Origin of the sequence: Janibacter sp. GXQ6167 (assembly GCF_041365945.1) — a bacterium.
In the GTDB taxonomy this organism is placed as follows: Bacteria; Actinomycetota; Actinomycetes; order Actinomycetales; family Dermatophilaceae; genus JBGFSK01.
In genome coordinates this window covers 13,029-29,444 of the sequence record NZ_JBGFSK010000014.1, presented here as the reverse complement: position 1 = coordinate 29,444, position 16,416 = coordinate 13,029, and the positions used below count along the sequence as shown (strand labels likewise).

Sequence of the window (16,416 nt, the reverse complement as noted above, 5' to 3'; positions counted from 1 at the left end):
CCTCGCTCGGCTACCTGCCCCCAGCCGAGTACGCTCGGCAATGCACCCATCAAATCGAAACCGACGACTCACACACCGTCCGGACCGAATGACGGGGGCGGCCCACGGGGCGTGCCGGTCGCTGGCATCGAGCTCTCGGAGCCGATGGTCGAGCAACTGCGAAGGAAGGCATCGGCCACCGAGATTCCCGTCGTGGTCGGCGACATGGCGACCACACAGGTAGAGGGCGTCTTCTCTCTCGTGTACCTCGTGTTCAACACGCTGGGGAACCTGCGCACGCAGGAGGAGCAAGTCGCATGCTTCCGCAACGCGGCGCGCCACCTCGCTCCTGGTGGACACTTCGTGATCGAGCTGTGGGTACCCGGCATCCGCCGCTTCCCGCCCGGGCAGACAGCCGTGCCCTTCGAGGTCACAGAACATCACACCGGCTTCGACACCTACGACATGACCACCCAGCAAGGCACTTCGCACCACTACTCGAGGGAACCCGACGGGACGTACCGGTACTCGACGAGCAACTTCCGCTACGTCTGGCCGGCCGAGTGTGACCTCATGGCCCAGCTCGCCGGGCTCGCACCGGCCGGACGCTGGGCCGACTGGACCCGCTCGGAGTTCACCTCCGAGAGCGACAGCCACATCTCCGCATACCGCCTGCCCGCATAACCGAGCGCGGCAGTACAGGAAGTCCGGAAGGGGCTCACGGGTGAAGCTGGATCCTGCAAGAGACGGCTCGTCGCTTGGCTGCCTTTGCCCCGCACTGCCCGTCCGCACTCACGTCGAAAACGTTGCCCCCCCGAGCTGAGGGAGGCTGCGGCGGAAGCGATGCACACCAAGTCAAGTGAGCCCCTGGGCGGCTACCGGAAGAACAAACAGCCGATGTCTCTGGGACAGCCGGAGGGCCACTCGCACTGACGTGGAATAGCCAGCCTCTGCGGATTCCACGCTCGCATGATCACGCTGAAGCTCTAGCACACGAGCGCAACGCACCCCCTTACTGGTCACTACGGCAATCACGTCACCTACTGCGACGCCGTGGGGCAGGCTGTAGTAACCAGCAATGTGGTTGCGGAAAACCTTATCCGGACGACCGAGCTCCACGCCTTGCAACCTGACGAAATGTCTCGCAACAGCACTCGCTGCTGCCTCAAACAGGGCCACGCAAAAGGCGTCGACAACTTCAATATAGGCTTGCATCAGTTCAAATGACAAGAGTTCTGACTGCCAGCCGTGCGAAGCCTCGTTTCGACGCTGAGCGAGATCGTCGATGATCTGTGTCGAGGTGGCTGCATCCGGAAAGAATCGGTCCATCGCTTCCACAAGGGCCGGTGCAGACTCAACAGCCCTGGACTCACGGTCCACGGGTGCCACTGGTCACCGTGGAACTGAGCACCTACCCACCAGGGGGTGAACGCCCAGGGCCTTCTCGGAGGCTTTAGGGGGTGTGACGATGTCGATGCACAAGCTCACCGCCGGGAGCGGGTACGACTACCTGACCCGACAGGTAGCGGCGCAGGACGTCACCGAGAAGGGCCACACCGGGCTGGCGTCCTACTACGCCGCCAAGGGCGAGTCGCCTGGTGTGTGGGTCGGCTCCGGGGTCGCCGGGATCGAGGGCCTGGCGGCCGGGGACGTGGTCACGGCCGAGCAGATGCAGGCCCTGTTCGGGTCTGGTCACCACCCGCTGGCGGACGCTCGGATGGCGGCCCTGGGGGATGAGGCGTCGCCGGAGGACTTCAGGACCGCGGCACGTCTGGGCCGGCCGTACCGGGTGTACGAGAACGACGTCAGCGCTTTTCGGATCGAGGTCGCGCAGCGCCTGAGCGAGTACAACGCGCAGATGGGTCAGCCCAGCGGGGCCCCCGTTCCGGTCGATGTGCGGGCCAGCATCCGCGACGAGGTGGGCGCCAAGTTCTTCCGGGCCGAGCACGGCAGGGACCCCGCCGACGCCCGCGAGCTGGCTGCCGGGATCGCCAAGTACTCCCGCCCCAAGACGAGGGCGGTGGCCGGGTACGACCTGACCTTCTCCCCGGTGAAGTCGGTCTCGACGCTGTGGGCGCTGGCCGACCCGGCGACCGCGGCGCGGATCGAGAAGGCACACCAGGGGGCGATCAAGGACGCTCTGGCCTTCCTCGAAGAGCACGCCCTCTACACGCGCACCGGCACGAACGGGGTCCGTCAGGTCGACGTGAAGGGGCTGGTAGCGACCGCGTTCACCCACCGCGACTCCCGCGCCGGCGACCCGGACCTGCACACCCACGTCGCCGTGGCCAACAAGGTCCAGACCGAGGACGGACAGTGGCTGGCGATCGACGGGCGGGTCATGTTCAAGGCGGTCGTGTCGGCCTCGGAGACCTACAACACGGCCCTGGAGAAGCACCTTCGTGTCGACCTGGGGCTGCGTTTCGAGGAGCGAGCCACCGCGGATGCGCGTAAGCGGCCCGTGCGTGAGGTCGTCGGTGTCTCCCCCGATCTGAACGAGCTGTGGTCTGCCCGCCGGGCTCTGATCGCGGCTCGGCAGACCGAGCTGACGGCGCAGTTCCAGCGGGACCACGCCCGTCCCCCGACCCCGGTTGAGGCGATCCAGCTGGCCAGCCAGGCCACCCTGGAGACCCGCGACGCGAAGAAGGAGCCCCGCTCCCTGGCCGAGCAGCGGCAGACCTGGCGGCAGCAGGCCGGCGAGGTCCTCGGCGGCGACGATGGCATTGCACGGATGCTCCACGCCGCCATCAACCCCTCCCCCAAGGCCCTTGCCCAGGTCACCGACCGGTGGGTCCGCGACACCGCCGCGGAGGTCATCGCCACGGTGCAGGCCCGCCGCAGCACCTGGCAGACCTGGCACGTCCGGGCCGAAGCACAGCGCCGCGTCCGGGCCATGGACCTCGCCCCGGAGCACGTCGAGAGGATCGTCACGCACCTGACAGAGCAGGCGCTCGAGGCCGGTTCGGTTCGCCTGCGGCACCCCGAGGACGGCATCGAGGAGCCGTCCTCGTTGCGACGCCGCGACGGCTCCAGCGTCTACACCGTGCACGGCACGCAGCAGTACACCTCGCGCGACGTCCTTGCCGCCGAGCGGCGCATCGTCGCCGCGGCCGCGCACCACGACAGGCATGCGGCCTCGCCACAAGCGGTCGATCTCGCACTGCTGGAGTCCGTCGCCAACGGCACCACCCTCAACGTCGGGCAGGCCGCGCTTGTGCGGCAGATGGCAACCTCGGGCGCCCGCGTCCAGCTCGCGATCGCACCCGCCGGAGCAGGCAAGACCACCGCGATGAAGGCCCTGGCGACCGCGTGGGAGAACGACGGCGGGACCGTCCTGGGCCTGGCCCCCTCAGCCGCGGCTGCTTCCGCGCTGCGCGAGCAGATCGACACATCGACCGACACCCTGGCCAAGCTCGCCCACTCGATCCGCCACGACGAGCTGCCCGAATGGGCGCGCAGCATCGGGCCCAAGACCCTGGTCATCATCGACGAGGCCGGCATGGCCGACACCCTCACCCTCGACACCACGATCGTGTTCGTCCTGTCCCGAGGCGGCAGCGTGCGCCTCATCGGCGACGACCAGCAACTCGCCGCGATCGGTGCCGGCGGAATCCTGCGCGACATCGCCACCAGTCACGGCGCGCTGCGCCTGACCGAGCTGATGCGCTTCTCCGATCCCGGCGAAGGGGCCGCCTCCCTGGCCCTGCGGGAGGGCTCGCCCGAGGCCCTGGGCTACTACCTCGACCACGGCCGCGTGCACGTCGGCAACCTCACCACCATCACCGAGGACGTCTTCACCGCCTGGCAGATCGACCGGGCGCACGGGCGGGACTCGATCATGCTCGCTCCCACCCGCGACCTGGTCAGCGAGCTCAACCAGCGCGCCCAGGCCCACCGCCTTGACGGTCAAGAGCCCTCCCGGACCGCCCCCCTCAGCGACGGGAACCGAGCATGTGTCGGGGACCTGCTCATCACCCGAGCCAACGAGCGGCGGCTGCGGATGACCGCCACAGACTGGGTCAAGAACGGCGACCGGTGGACGGTCACCGACGTCCACCGTGACGGTTCCCTAGCTGTGCAGCATGCCCACACCCGCAAGACGCTGACCCTGCCCGCCGACTACGTGTCCGCTTCCACCGAGCTCGGGTACGCCACCACCGTGCACGCCGCCCAAGGCGTCTCGGTCGACACGATGCACGGTCTGGCCACCGGCTGTGAGTCCCGCCAGCAGATCTACACGATGCTTACTCGCGGCCGGCACTCCAACCACGTCTACCTGCAGGTCGTCGGCGACGGCGACGAGCACAACGCCATCCGGCCCGAGGCCGTCGCCCCGCCCACGGCCACCGACATCCTCGAAGGAATCCTCGCCCGCGACGCCTCCCCCGTCTCTGCGTCCACTCTCCTGCGTGAGGGCAACGACCCCACGCGTCGCCTCGGCGAGGCCACCGCCCGGTACTGCGATGCCCTTCACTTCGCCGCCCAAGAACGTCTCGGACCCGATGCCGTGACAGCCCTCGAAGAGCACGCCGAGACCCTGCTACGCGGCCTGACCGAGCAGCCCGCGTGGCCGACTCTGCGCTCACACCTGATCCTGCGCTCAGCCCACGGCATCGACCCCAACCAGGCCCTCAGCGACGCTCTTCACAGCAGGGACATCGACAGCGCCGTCGACGCAGCAGCCGTCCTGGACTGGCGCATCGACCACGCCGGGGCACGCGATGCGAACCCCGCTCCGCTGCCCTGGTTGCCCGGCATCCCGCGGTCACTGGCCGACGACCCCGCCTGGGGTGACTACCTCACCGCCCGCGCAGACCTCACCACGGCCCTGGCTGCCGAGGTCCGCGAAGAGGCGCACGGCCAGGACCTGCCCTGGCTCCAGGACGGAGCGCGCCGCCCCGACGCCCCGGTGATCGCCGACGTCGCAGTCTGGCGCGCTGCCACGCAGGTCGACCCGACCGATCGCCGACCCACCGGAGCACCGCAGACGAACAAGCTCGCCGTGCAGTGGCAGCGCCACCTCAACAACCAGCTCGGCGGCACCCGCACCCCGGCCATCCTCGAGTGGGGCGCATCCCTTCGCGCGCTGGCACCCCAGGTCGGCCGTGACCCCTTCATCGGCGCCCTGGCCGAGCGCCTGGCCGCGATGAGCCGCGCCGGGATCAACCCCGCCCCCCTGGTCACACACGCCATGGCCCAGGGCCCGCTTCCCGACGACCACGCGGCAGCAGCCCTGTGGTGGCGACTCTCCCAGCACGTGCCGGCCGTCGACACCGACACCGGCAGCCAACTGGCCACCACCTGGGACCGCGACCTCGCCCACGCAGTCGGACGCAACCGCTCCGAGGATATGCACGCCAGCCCCGCCTGGTCCCGCCTGGTCGCCACCATCGACCACGCCCTCCAGCGCGGCATGCCCTTGAACGAGATCCTGCGCGCCACCAACCCCGGCGACGCAGCCGCAGACATCGACGAGTGCCAGGCCATGATCTGGCGGCTGACGTTGCTCACCGAGGCCGTCGACACCCACCACGACCACGAGCCCCCTCCGCCCGAGGAAGACCAACCCCCACACGACCTCTGGCACGGAGCCCCCGTCCACCCCTCACCGACGAGCGTGGAGCTCGAGACGCTCGACGACCGAGCCCCCGTCCCCGCACCCGCGAGCAACCTCGACTTCGCCGCCATGCGCCGAGAACTCATGGGTCCACTCGAGCCGTCCTACCAAGACATTCAAGCCCAAGAACGGCGAGCCGCCGAGGCCGACCTCAGCCCGATCCCGATCGCGCGGCTGCTCCAGGTCAACAACCTCACCCGCGCCTACTACGAGCAGTCCCTCCCCGGCTCCTGGGCACATCAATACCTCCACGACCGCTTCGGGATGGACCTCACCGGACACCCTGACTTCGCGCCCGGCTACGCACCCCAGGGCTGGACCCGCCTGGTCGACCACCTCCACCAGGCCGGAGTCACCGGCGACGAGATGCTCGCCGCCGGCGTCGCCACCGTCGCCAGCACCGGACGCCTCATCGACCGCTTCCGCGACCGCGCAATCTTCCCCATCACCCACCAGGGAGAGGTCCTCGGCTTCGTCGGGCGACGTCACCCCGACCTCACCGACGACGACCGAGGCGGCCCGAAGTACCTCAACACCGCCCAGACCGTCCTCTTCCACAAGGGCGCCCAGCTGTTCGGTGCCCCCAGCGGCCTGCCCGCCGACGCCACCCCCGTCCTGGTCGAAGGACCCATGGACGCCATCGCCGTCACCCTCTCCAGCAACCGACACGTCGGCGTCGCCCCCCTCGGAACATCGCTGACCAGCGAGCAAGCCACCCAGCTCGCCGAGCACGGCTCCGAGGTTCTCGTCGCCACCGACGCCGACCTCGCCGGCCAGATCGCCGCAGAGCGTGCCTTCTGGCTCCTGGCCCAGCACAACCTGGCAACCTCGCACGTATCGCTCCCCACCGGCTCCGACCCCGCAGACCTGCTGGCCAACCGCGGCGCGCGAGCCCTTGCCCTGGCCCTCGTCGAGACCAAGCCCCTCAGCCATGTCCTCCTCGATGAGCGCCTGACGAACCTCACCGGAAAGGCTGCCCAGGACGCGGCCATGGACGTGCTCGCTGCTTCAGCCCCCGACGGGTGGGCGACAGGCCTGACACGGATCGCCTCAGCCACTCAGCAGCCACACGACGACCTCACCAGGCTCCTCGGAGAGCGCATCACCGCCTGGAACCATGACCCCCGCACCGCGGCACAGGACGCGCTCAACCAGGTCGCAGCGGTCCGCGCCCGGCTCGAAGCCGGCCCCTCCCCCGAAGGACCGTGGATCGTCTTGGCCCGAGACCTGGACCCGCGCCTGCCGCACGAATCCGACTGGCCCGCCGTCGCCTGGATGCTCGACGAGGCCCAACAGGCTGGCCTCGACGTCGAGACCCTGGCGCACACGCTCGTGTCAGAGGAGCCCCTCAGCAGTCGACCTGCCCAGGACCTCAGGTACCGGATCGCCGCAGCGATGCCCGGCACTCCCCCGACACCCGAGGCAACCGTTGCCAAGACCCACGCCGTGCCGGGCACCCAGGAGGAGCGGCGTCAGACGCCACCATCTACGACGGTTCAACAAGCTCCTCGCCTTTAGCTCTTAGCCCGTGCCTCACGCCATAGGCGTGACCTTCTCCTCGACGAAGGCGATCTCCTCGGCATCGAGCCCGTACTTCGCGTAGAGCTGCTGGTCGATGTCAGGGATGGGCTTGGACCAGTCGATATCGGACGACGCCGTGAAGTCCTGGAGCGGGACGTGCTTCCAGGTCGAGGCGGGGTTGTGCTGGGTGGCCTTGAGGACGCCCAGCATGGCGCGGGCGAACTTGGTGCTGACGTACTTCAGGCACGCCTGTGCCTCGTCGTCAGTGTCGAACGAGCCGATGGTGAGGAAGGTCTGGGTGACGCCGACGCCGGGGCCCAGCACGGTGGGGTTGTTCAGGGCGACTCCGAAGAAGTCGGTGGTCGACCCCGAGCCGTTCGCGGCCGGGACTGCGACCTTGTACTTGTCGAAGCTGTCCGGGCCCGTGAGGTAGTCACGGCGGATCCAGCGGTAGTGCCGGCGGTTCTTGATGACGCCAAGGAGCTGTGCGTAGGACATGTCGTCCTCGGGCTCGTCCTCGTGGAAGAGGAACGCGAGCTGCTCGAAGCTGTTGGTGCTGACCCGGAACTGGGCGTCGCTGGACATCTTGCCGGAGGCCTCGGGGTGGGCGGTGTGCATGGCCGCCGTGAAGGCGTAGGCCCGACCGCTCGAAACCTGCTTGTCGATGGAGGGTTGTCCGGCGTCGTCCACCTTGCTCAGGATCGTGCTGAGCTCGGGGTGCTTGGCGAAGGAGCCGATGGGCCCGATGGCGTTCTCGCTGTCGTGGTAGGTGACCGCGATCCCACCCTTGATCGGGTCGGTCAGGCCGGGGAAGAGCTTCTTGGAGTCGGACTCGTAGTGGGCCACGCTCAGGTGCTCGTCTGCCAGCATCTTCACGTTCCACGCCTTGGGGGTGAAGCCGGCGTTGAAGAGGAAGCGCGCGGGGGTGATGAGCACGGTCTTGACGCCGATCTCGTAGGCGGCGTCCATGAAAAGGTGGTAGACCGGCGTGTCCCGGGTTCCTCCACCCTGGGCCTCCTCCTGGTACGGCGGGTTGCCGATGACAACGTCGAACTTCTTGCCCATGGTCAGGCTCCTTCGGTGAGCATGTCGTCTGCCAGCTGCTGGCGCTCGTCGGGGGTCATGCGGGCGATGTTGCCGACCTGGAAGTGGCCGGAGTCCTCGAGCCAGCGCCGGCGCTCGGCATCGCCGCCGGAGACGGCCTCCAGGCTGATCGCGTGCATGATCTGGCTCTGACTGACCTTGAAGATCTGCCGGGTGAGGATGTGCCGGAGGCGCTCGTCCTGGTCGGGGATCTGCGGAGCCAGACCGGCATCGAGCCTGCGCACGATGTCCATAAGGAAGAGACCGTTGGTCGACACCGGGTCCACGAAGGTCTTGTCAGGGTCGGAGAAGATGCCAGGGTTCTCGGTCTCGACGACGTCCACCATCTGGTTCACGACTGGTCTCGGGGTGAAGACCAGCGAGGTCTTCTGCTGAGGGATGTAGGCGAAGATGTCCTCGGTCAGCGCGTCGTCGAAGTAGTCGGCGAGCTCCTCCTTCTTGTCGAGGAACTCCTGGATCGACTGGTCAAACACCGCCTCGTCGAACAGGCCAGGGATCTTCTCCACCCGCCCGTCGTCGTGGGTGATCTCCTGCCCGTCGCGCAGCAGCCGGAACTCCGCCTCAGTGATCCCGGTGATCTCCTCGAAGACGTCGTCCGGAGTGTGGTCATCGAAGTTGGACAGGGTCATCCCTCGCGTGCCGTAGGCCATGAGGAACATCGGGATGGTCCGGGCGAACCCACGCAGCCGGTCACGGGTGTCGTCCATGGTCTCGTTGGCCACGCGCTGCTTCCTGCGGACCTCCTCGCGGTGGACGACCTCGGGCGTGACGTCCTCGATGGACTCGGCCACGATCGCGGCGATCTGCTTCTGGAACTCGGCGTCCTGCTCGGCCTTCTTGGCCGCGACGGCGGCCGCCTCGGCCTCCGTCGCCGCAGCCGCGCGCTCGTCCTCGAGGTGCTTGGCAGCGATGCCGTAGTCGGCGTAGGCCCGCTCGACCTTCCCGCGGACGACCTGCTCGGTGCTCTTCTCGTCGCGTGCGACCTGCTTGGCCGAGAGGCCGTACTCCTGCTGCAGCTCCGCACGGTGAGGACGGCTCTGCTCGGTGACGGCCTTGGCCAGTAGGTCGGCGGCCTTGGAGGCCTTCGTGTCCGGGGTGACCGTCGGGATGTTCTCGACGCTCCATACAGGCGGACCCAGCTCGGCCACCTTCGGGGCGATGACGGTCTCGTAGTCCACCTGGACGTTGCCCTCGTGGTCGGTGACAGGAGGCGGCTGTGGGATCTCGATGGGGTCGGCCTTAACGATCCTCTGCTGCTTGGCCACGGGGAGCTTGTCGAGGATCTCTTTGACCTGCTCGGAGTACCGGAAGATGCCGGCAACGTTGTCGAAGAGCAGGTTCGACAGGAAGCCGCGGCGCACGACCTCGCGGGCCTTGAAGACTTGCGGGAAGGTCAGCACCTGGGTGGCGTCGAGCTCGATCATCCGGCCCTGGGAGTCCTCACCGATGACGGGGAAGAAGTTGAGCAGCTGGCGGATGTTCTCTCGGCGCAGGGCTGGGTTGCCGGTTGAGTCCTGGCCGAGGTTGTTGGCGAACGCCTCGAAGATGGTCAGGGTGCGTTCGGGTGCGAAGTCGAAGATGTAGGCGTTCTTCTTCTGGAGCACGGTTCCGTTGCGCTCGAAGGTGCGAGGGTTCTGCGCCCGGAAGGCTGCCTGCATGTACAGGGCCGGGGAGACGATGTTTGAGAGCATGACGACGGCCGTCCACTCGGGGACCGTGACCCCGGTGGTCAGCTGGCCGACGGAGAGGGTGATGGTCTGGCCGCCGACCTTCTCGGCGTCGGCGATGGCCTTGCGGACCTTGCTCAGGCTCTTGCCGACGGAGATGTCGTCGCCGTCGTCCTCGGTCTTGCCGTCGCCGGCTGCGAGCACGATCGTGTAGTCCTTGAAGACCTCGTGCTTCTTGAGGATCCGCTCCAGTGCCTTGGCCGAGGCCACCCGGTTGAGCAGCCAGAGCGAGTGCCGGATCTCGTCGCGCAGCTCGGGCGTGGAGAAGGGGTACTTCTCGTTCTCGGTGAGCCGGTCGAGGAACTTGATGACCGAGTCCTCGTACTCGAAGTATCCGTTGTCCTTGGTGGAGAAGAACTCGGAGAGGTCGAAGGTGTAGTCGACGCTGTCCGAGTCCTCGTCGATAGCCACGCCCTCGGACAGCCGGTCGCTGATCATCCTCGATAGCTGGTAGGTCAGCAGGTTCAGCGTCGGAAGCGCCGTGTAGGGGTTCTCCTCCCCCGTCGCCGGCCAGCTCGCCTTGGCGGTCTGCTCGTCCTCGTAGGTCCAGTTGAAGATCTGCTCCTGGGAGAACGTGCCCTTGGCCAGCGCCCTGAACGGCGTGCCCGAGAGGTGGAGCGTGCGCGGTCGCTTGATCTGGTTGAAGGCGACGTCGGTCTTGGTGGTGTCGACGCCTTCGTGCGACTCGTCGATGACGAGCAGGTCCCACTCGAAGTCGGCGATGTGCTTGAGCTTCTTGAACTCGCCCCCGAAGTAGGCGGACCCCTTCAGGTCCTGCAGCGAGACGAACTCGATGATGCGGGGGTCCTCGTCCTGGTGGTCGAGCGAGTAGGCGCGCCACTGCTCGCGGGACATCGGCGACCGCTCAGCCAGGGAGGCGGACTCGCTGACGAACTTGTACGCGGTCTGGTGGCCGATGAAGCGCTCGAAGTCGTCGAACCAGCTGTTGGCGATGGCCGGCCGGTTGGTGACCACCAGGACGCGGCGTGCGTCCAGCCGGCGCATCAGGTCGTAGGTGGTCAGGGTCTTGCCGAAGCGGGGCTTGGCGTTCCACAGCACCTCGTCGTGACCGGCGTCGAACGCAGCGATGGCCTGGTCGACCGCAGCCTGCTGCTCTGGCCGCAGGGTGTAGTCGTCCCGCCCACCGGTCTGAAGGTCGGAGTAGTCCTGGCCGGCGAAAGAGTTGAAGTACTCCAGCGAGGTCTTGGCGGTGCCGTTGAAGTCGTGCCACTCGGTGCGCGGGTCGAGCTCCCGGGTGATGCCCTGCTGCTGGAGATAGGTGTGGAAGTCGTGGTCGGTGAACCGGCCGCCGGCCTCGGAGGTGAACAGCGCCCGTCGGGCCCAGAGGCGCTCCTTGGCGATCGCAAGCTGCGAGGCCTGCTGCGCGATGCGCGCGTCGGCGCTCTCCTGCTCGGTGTAGCCGATCTTCTCCCAGCCCGCGTACTTGGGCACGTCAGGGGTACGCCAGGAGTAGATCAGCGGGGTGATCTCGCGGAAGGTGCTGATCTTTGGGGTGTTCACGCCCGGACCTCCTGGTGGACCTGCTCGATCGCGCACGGCGCGTAGCTCTCGTAGGCAGTGAAGTCGAACATCGCGCTCTCACGCAGGGAGTTGAGTGTGAAGGGCTCGCGCAGAACCAGCCCCGGCGCATCAGTCGAGCGGGTCCACCAGGACAGCTGGATCTCCTGACCCTCGGGGTCCAGGCCGGTGAGGGTGTTCCCGCGCACGATGTTGGCGTCGATCAGGAAGACCGCCGCCCGGTGCAGATCAGTGCCCGCGTCGCACGTAGCGCCCTGACGCCGGTGAAAGTCCAGGAAGGTCTCGAGCATCGCCGTCTTGGCGTCCGCGTGGTTGTCCTCGAGCAGCTCGACCCCGTAGATCGAAGCCAGGGCGAACAGCGACTCCTGCGGTCGCAGACCCGGCTCGGTGGTTGACTCGACGGTCCGCAGCTTGCGTTCCAAGATCGCCACGAGGAAGTTCCCGTCGCCGGCCGCCGGCTCGAGCACTGTCTTGTCGACGGCCTCGATGTCCTCGGCGACGACGTCGATCATCTGCTCGACCATGTGACGCGGCGTGAACACCTCGCCGTATGCCTTGACCCGATCGCGGGACTTCACCAGGGACTCCTCCAGGGCCAGAGTCATGACGGCCTCACCTTGCACACCCGGCGAGAGTATCGACCGGGTCGGACAGGCATGCTCGCTACCGCATCTCTCGACCGTGGCAGCCGGGGGATCAGGAGGCGATCTAGGGGTCTGGAGAATGCTGAACCGTGACGCCATGGAGGCGACTGGTCAAAGCCGTTTAGTCGTGGACCTCTCCGGTCTCGCGGTCGACGAGCTGGAGTCGTGGCCCGGTGCTGGGCGGCTCTGGGCCTGTGGACCTGCGGGTGGCTTCGTCTTGGAGGTAGAGCCGTTCTCGTCGGTGGCGCTGCTCATCGCTGACGTGCCTGGTGTGGCGGGCACGGCCGGGCCATTCCTGGTGGCGTTCTTCGCAGTGGCTCTTGAGTCGGAGTTTCATGCGGTCGACGAAGGCTGGCAGGGCGTAGCGGTGCCACTCCTCGAGCGCGTCGCTGGTCAGGGCTTTGCCGGCTCGTCTGCGTTGGTCGGCCAGGACGGCGATCTCGTGGACAAGGTGGGGGTGGAGGGGCCAGCAGAGCGGGATCACGGCTCCGACGTCCCAGGAGTGCTCGTGGTTGAGCCAGGACACGAACGCCTCCAGCCAGGCCCACAGTTCTCGCCGTTGGCGGGGTTCCTTGACGCTGGCGGGGTCCCAGGGTCGGGGCAGGGCTTCGAGCGAGCCGAGGACTGCCTTCTGCTCTGCGGTCCCGTGCTGGGCCAGGTGGAGTTCACGGTATGCGTGCTCGATCCGTTGGCCTGGATCGGGGAAGTCCAGGACGAGCTGGGAGGGCGAAGGGGGTTGGCGGCTGGGGTCGGTCATGGTTAGTTCCACTCGTGCCCGGTGGGCGCGTCGGGGGTGAGTCCGTGGCGTCTTGCGTGCACGAGCGCGGCGGTGGCGCGGGCCTCGGGGGTGACGACCATGCGCCGCCCGGCGGCGAGGTGGTCGCGCAGGTTCTTCTGCTCCGCAAGGAGGGCTTTGCCTGCCTTGCCGTCGATGCTGCGGTGCAGCCGGGCGATGATCGCCTTGCTGTTCTCGGCGATGACCAGCGCAGTGCGTTCCTTGAGCTGGCGCAGCTCGGCCCCAGTGAGGATGGGGATGTCTTCCCCGGAGTAGGTCCGTCCGTCCGTCTTTCCGGTCTGCCAGTTCTTGCGGGAGACGCGCGTGTTGCCCAGGAGGTCGGAGATCTCCTGGTTGAAGTTCTTGTCCTTGCTGCCGCCAAAGACGACGAGGTTGTTGGTGAGCTGGATCAGCGCGCCGGCTCCTTGCTCTCCGAAGATCGAGGTCAGCTGGGAGCGGGTCTGCGCGGCCCAGATGAAGGAGAGACCGAGTGCTCGCTCGTTGGCCATGCGGGTGCGCAGGGTCGGCAAGGGCGCGGTGGAGGGGAGCTCGTCGAGGCAGGCGAGCATCGGGGGGCAGAGCCGGCCCCAGGGCGAGTTGTTCGCTGCGGCCAGGGCGGTGTCGAGGACGTGCTCGGTGACAGCGGTCATCAGCGGTGAGGCCGAGGCGTACGGGTCCTCTCGTCCGAGGAGGTAGATCGTGCCCCCGCGACGGATGACCTCGGCGATGTCGGTCGCGGCCCGGCCGGGTCCGGGCACGCAGCGTTTCCGGATCGGCTCCTGGAAGAAGAGGCTCATGGCCTGCTGGACGCTGGTGACGGTGTTGCCTGCGGTTCGGTCGTCGCCGTTGAGGGATCCGTGGAGGAGCCCGTGCCAGAAGGGGGCCGCGTGCGGGTGCTCGCGCAGAATCTCGGCTGGCTCGGTGGAGCTGAGGGGGTTGGCCACCCACCGCAGGACGTCCTCGAGAGTGCGGCCGGTCAGTGCGGCCGCGTGGAAGTAGGCCTGGAGCACCTTGGCGGCCTCCGCGGCGTAGAAGCGCGCGGCCGAGTCCTCGTGACCACCTTCCTGGGCGCCCTTGATGGTGCCCGCGGTGAAGGCCTTGGCGCGACGCTCGGCGACCATCGAGTCCACGCAGCCCTCGATCGGATCCCACACGAGCTCGGGCAGTCCTTCGGCCAGGCCGAAGGGGTCGAGCACGACGCAGGGCCGCTCGTCCTGCGATCGGGCGGTGAACGTCAGCAGCAGGTCGTCGACCTTGGTCAGGGTCACCAGAGCCGCGCCGGGCGCGCCGAGCAGGGCCGGGACCAGGGCGTCGAGGGTCTTACCGCAGCCCTGGGGTCCGATCACCCCGGCGGTACGGTCCCAGGGGACCCAGAGCTGCCCGCGGCGTGGGTGCTCGCCGGTGCCGAGGTTCCATCCGACGGCGCGGGGGTCGAACTTCCTCATCTGTCTGCCTTTCCGTAGAGGTCAGGTCGCACGACGGGGGCGACCTTGCGCAGCCGCCCAAGGCCCAGGAGCTGGTCGAGCTCGCCTCGGGTGGCGACCCCTTCGACACGGCCCGGTCCCCAGCGCTGCCACGCGATGCGCGACCCCCACCCGATGAGCAGCAGGTTGAGGGTCTGGACGACGAAGGTGCACAGCCACAGCAGCGCTGCGCCGGCCACGCGCCCTGGGCGCGGCTGGAGCCCTGCCGCGGCATCGCCCGCCAGGAGCGCGGGGACCCCGGTCAGGAGCGCCTCACGGGGAGTGAGGGTAAGGCCTGCCCCGGCGACAAGGTTGGCCAGGGCGCGCCCGGCGTGGACGCCGAGCAGCAGCAGGAGCAGGACACCCAGGACGATCCCGACGGGGATCTCCCAGGTGAACGGGTACGGGTTGGTGCGTCGTGAACGCTGCATGCGTCTCTCCCTTCCACCTCCGAAAGCCGCGAGGTCGGCGGTGAGCGTTCAGGCCTTGGTGGTGGGCTTGTCGGAGACGTTGCCGACGCGCCAAATCTCGAAGAGGGCCTTGGTCTCGGCCTTGCCGGCGTAGGAGAAGTGCCCGACTCCGCGGGAGGACGAGCTGGCCTCGACGGTGGTCTGCTTGGCCGGGTCCCACACGACCGCGACGTGTCCGATCAGCGAGGGCCCTCGGTAGGAGTCGTAGAAGATCAGATCGCCGGGCCTTTCCTGCCCTGGCTGGACTCGGTAGCCGTTGCCCTTAGCGAGCCAGTCCCGCTGGTCCTGCGCGGTTCTGGGCATGCTCACGCCGATCCGGGCGAACGTAGCCTGGGTGAAGGAGGAGCAGTCCCAGGCGTCGGGGCCGTTGGCTCCCATGCGGTAGGAGTCTCCGTCCTGGCTGGCCGCCCAGGTCAGGACCTGCTGGGTGCGCGAGTCGGAGAGCGGCGGCAGGTCGGGGTTTCCCTCGCCGGTCACGGTGCAGCTCTGCCCTCCCCCGAGCACCTGACCACCGCCGTAGGCCTGGGCGTAGTAGAGGACGTCGTTGACGTACCAGTCGGCGTGGTTGTAGGCCCACAGCGCCTCGCGCACCCCGGCCTCGCCGCCTGTCACGCCGGACTTCACGAGGTAGTTCGCGGCTGAGAAGACGCTGTCGGCGTCGTTGTGGATGTCGGCGCGGCCGTCGCCGTCTCCGTCGACGCCCATGGAGGCGAAGGTGGCTGGCATGAACTGCATGAGCCCCTGGGCGCCGGCCGAGGAGGAGGCGGTGTTGCGTCCGTGGTTGGTCTCTTCCATCCCGATCCCGGCGAGCAGGGTCCAGGGGATCTTGTACCGCTTGGCGGCCGCGACGTAGAGCGTCTTGATGCTGGCCGGGATGCTCTGCGGCTTGTTGTGCAGGGACGCCTGTCGTGGCGTGCCGGGGGCTGGGAGGTCGAAGGGGGCCACGCCTCCCTCGGCAACTCCCGCGGGCACCGCCTCGGCGCTGGTCGCGGTGCTCGGTGCGACGGCCTTGCCGTTCAGCGGTGCGCCCCGCTCGAGCATCCAGGCCGCCGGGTCGACGGGCGAGCCGTTGACGCGGATCTCGAAGTGGAGGTGGTTGCCGGTGCTGGTCCCGGTGGTCCCTTCCATCCCGAGCCGGGTGCCCGCCGCGACGGCCTGGCCCTTGGTGACGTCGAGGTTGGCCAGGTGCGCGTACCGGCTGACGACCCCTGCGGCGTGCTCGACGTCGACGACGTTGCCGTAGCCGCCCATGACCCCTGAGAACGCGACTCTCCCGTCACCGACAGAGACCACCGGGCCGGGGCCGGGCAGGGAGACCAGGTCTTGCCCGGAGTGCATCCGCCACTGCTGGTAGATCGGGTGGAACTCGTTGCCGAACCCGCGGGCGCTGACCGCGTAGGCCTGCTGGAACGGTGGCCGCCACTGCCCCGTGGCCGGGATGGCCCCTTCGCACTCGACGGCCCGCAGCTCCTCGGCGGCCGCGGGCGCGCTGACCGCGGCGACCATGAGCATCAACCCCAGGGGTACGCCCACGAAGACCATCAGCGGCACAAGGAGGAGAGCGACCTTCTTCATGG

General features: G+C 68.3%; 10 protein-coding genes. 2 read left to right on the top strand and 8 right to left on the bottom strand.

Annotation, left to right across the window (positions count from 1 at the left end):
- Positions 1–111: 111 nt before the first annotated feature.
- Positions 112–663: a trans-aconitate 2-methyltransferase gene (locus AB8K43_RS14995; RefSeq protein ID WP_370895023.1), complete on the top strand. Its 552-nt coding sequence runs from the start codon at positions 112–114 to the stop codon at positions 661–663.
- A gap of 171 nt (positions 664–834) precedes the next feature.
- Here AB8K43_RS14995 and AB8K43_RS14990 read toward each other — a convergent pair whose 3' ends face one another.
- On the bottom strand, positions 835–1,359 hold the full coding sequence (locus AB8K43_RS14990; protein ID WP_370895022.1) for a hypothetical protein: 525 nt from the start codon (positions 1,357–1,359) through the stop codon (positions 835–837).
- An 88-nt stretch (positions 1,360–1,447) separates the two neighbouring features.
- Here AB8K43_RS14990 and mobF point away from each other — a divergent pair, with 88 nt between their 5' ends.
- Positions 1,448–7,114 carry a MobF family relaxase gene (mobF, locus tag AB8K43_RS14985; protein ID WP_370895021.1) on the top strand — a complete coding sequence of 1,889 codons (5,667 nt, stop codon included), beginning with the start codon at positions 1,448–1,450 and terminating at the stop codon, positions 7,112–7,114.
- Positions 7,115–7,129: 15 nt separating this feature from the next.
- Here mobF and AB8K43_RS14980 read toward each other — a convergent pair whose 3' ends face one another.
- The 7 genes from AB8K43_RS14980 to AB8K43_RS14950 all read right to left on the bottom strand — a co-directional run bounded on the left by AB8K43_RS14980 (position 7,130) and on the right by AB8K43_RS14950 (position 16,414).
- Positions 7,130–8,182: an Eco57I restriction-modification methylase domain-containing protein gene (locus tag AB8K43_RS14980; RefSeq protein ID WP_370895020.1), complete on the bottom strand. Its 1,053-nt coding sequence runs from the start codon at positions 8,180–8,182 to the stop codon at positions 7,130–7,132.
- Between the two features lie 2 nt (positions 8,183–8,184).
- Positions 8,185–11,469, bottom strand: a complete 3,285-nt coding sequence (locus tag AB8K43_RS14975) for a DEAD/DEAH box helicase (RefSeq protein WP_370895019.1) — start codon at positions 11,467–11,469, stop codon at positions 8,185–8,187.
- Positions 11,466–12,092 carry an N-6 DNA methylase gene (locus tag AB8K43_RS14970; RefSeq protein ID WP_370895018.1) on the bottom strand — a complete coding sequence of 209 codons (627 nt, stop codon included), beginning with the start codon at positions 12,090–12,092 and terminating at the stop codon, positions 11,466–11,468. Before AB8K43_RS14970 ends, AB8K43_RS14975 begins: the two co-directional genes overlap by 4 nt.
- 160 nt (positions 12,093–12,252) lie before the next feature.
- Positions 12,253–12,888: a hypothetical protein gene (locus AB8K43_RS14965; RefSeq protein ID WP_370895017.1), complete on the bottom strand. Its 636-nt coding sequence runs from the start codon at positions 12,886–12,888 to the stop codon at positions 12,253–12,255.
- Between the two features lie 2 nt (positions 12,889–12,890).
- Entirely contained in the window at positions 12,891–14,351 is a 1,461-nt protein-coding gene (locus AB8K43_RS14960; RefSeq protein ID WP_370895016.1) for a type IV secretory system conjugative DNA transfer family protein, read from the bottom strand.
- Positions 14,348–14,800 (bottom strand): hypothetical protein, encoded by a 453-nt coding sequence (locus tag AB8K43_RS14955; RefSeq protein ID WP_370895015.1) that lies wholly within the window; start codon positions 14,798–14,800, stop codon positions 14,348–14,350. The genes AB8K43_RS14960 and AB8K43_RS14955 overlap by 4 nt, the downstream gene beginning before the upstream one ends.
- A gap of 48 nt (positions 14,801–14,848) precedes the next feature.
- Positions 14,849–16,414, bottom strand: coding sequence for a peptidoglycan DD-metalloendopeptidase family protein (locus tag AB8K43_RS14950; RefSeq protein WP_370895014.1), 1,566 nt, complete (start codon positions 16,412–16,414; stop codon positions 14,849–14,851).
- Positions 16,415–16,416: the final 2 nt, after the last annotated feature.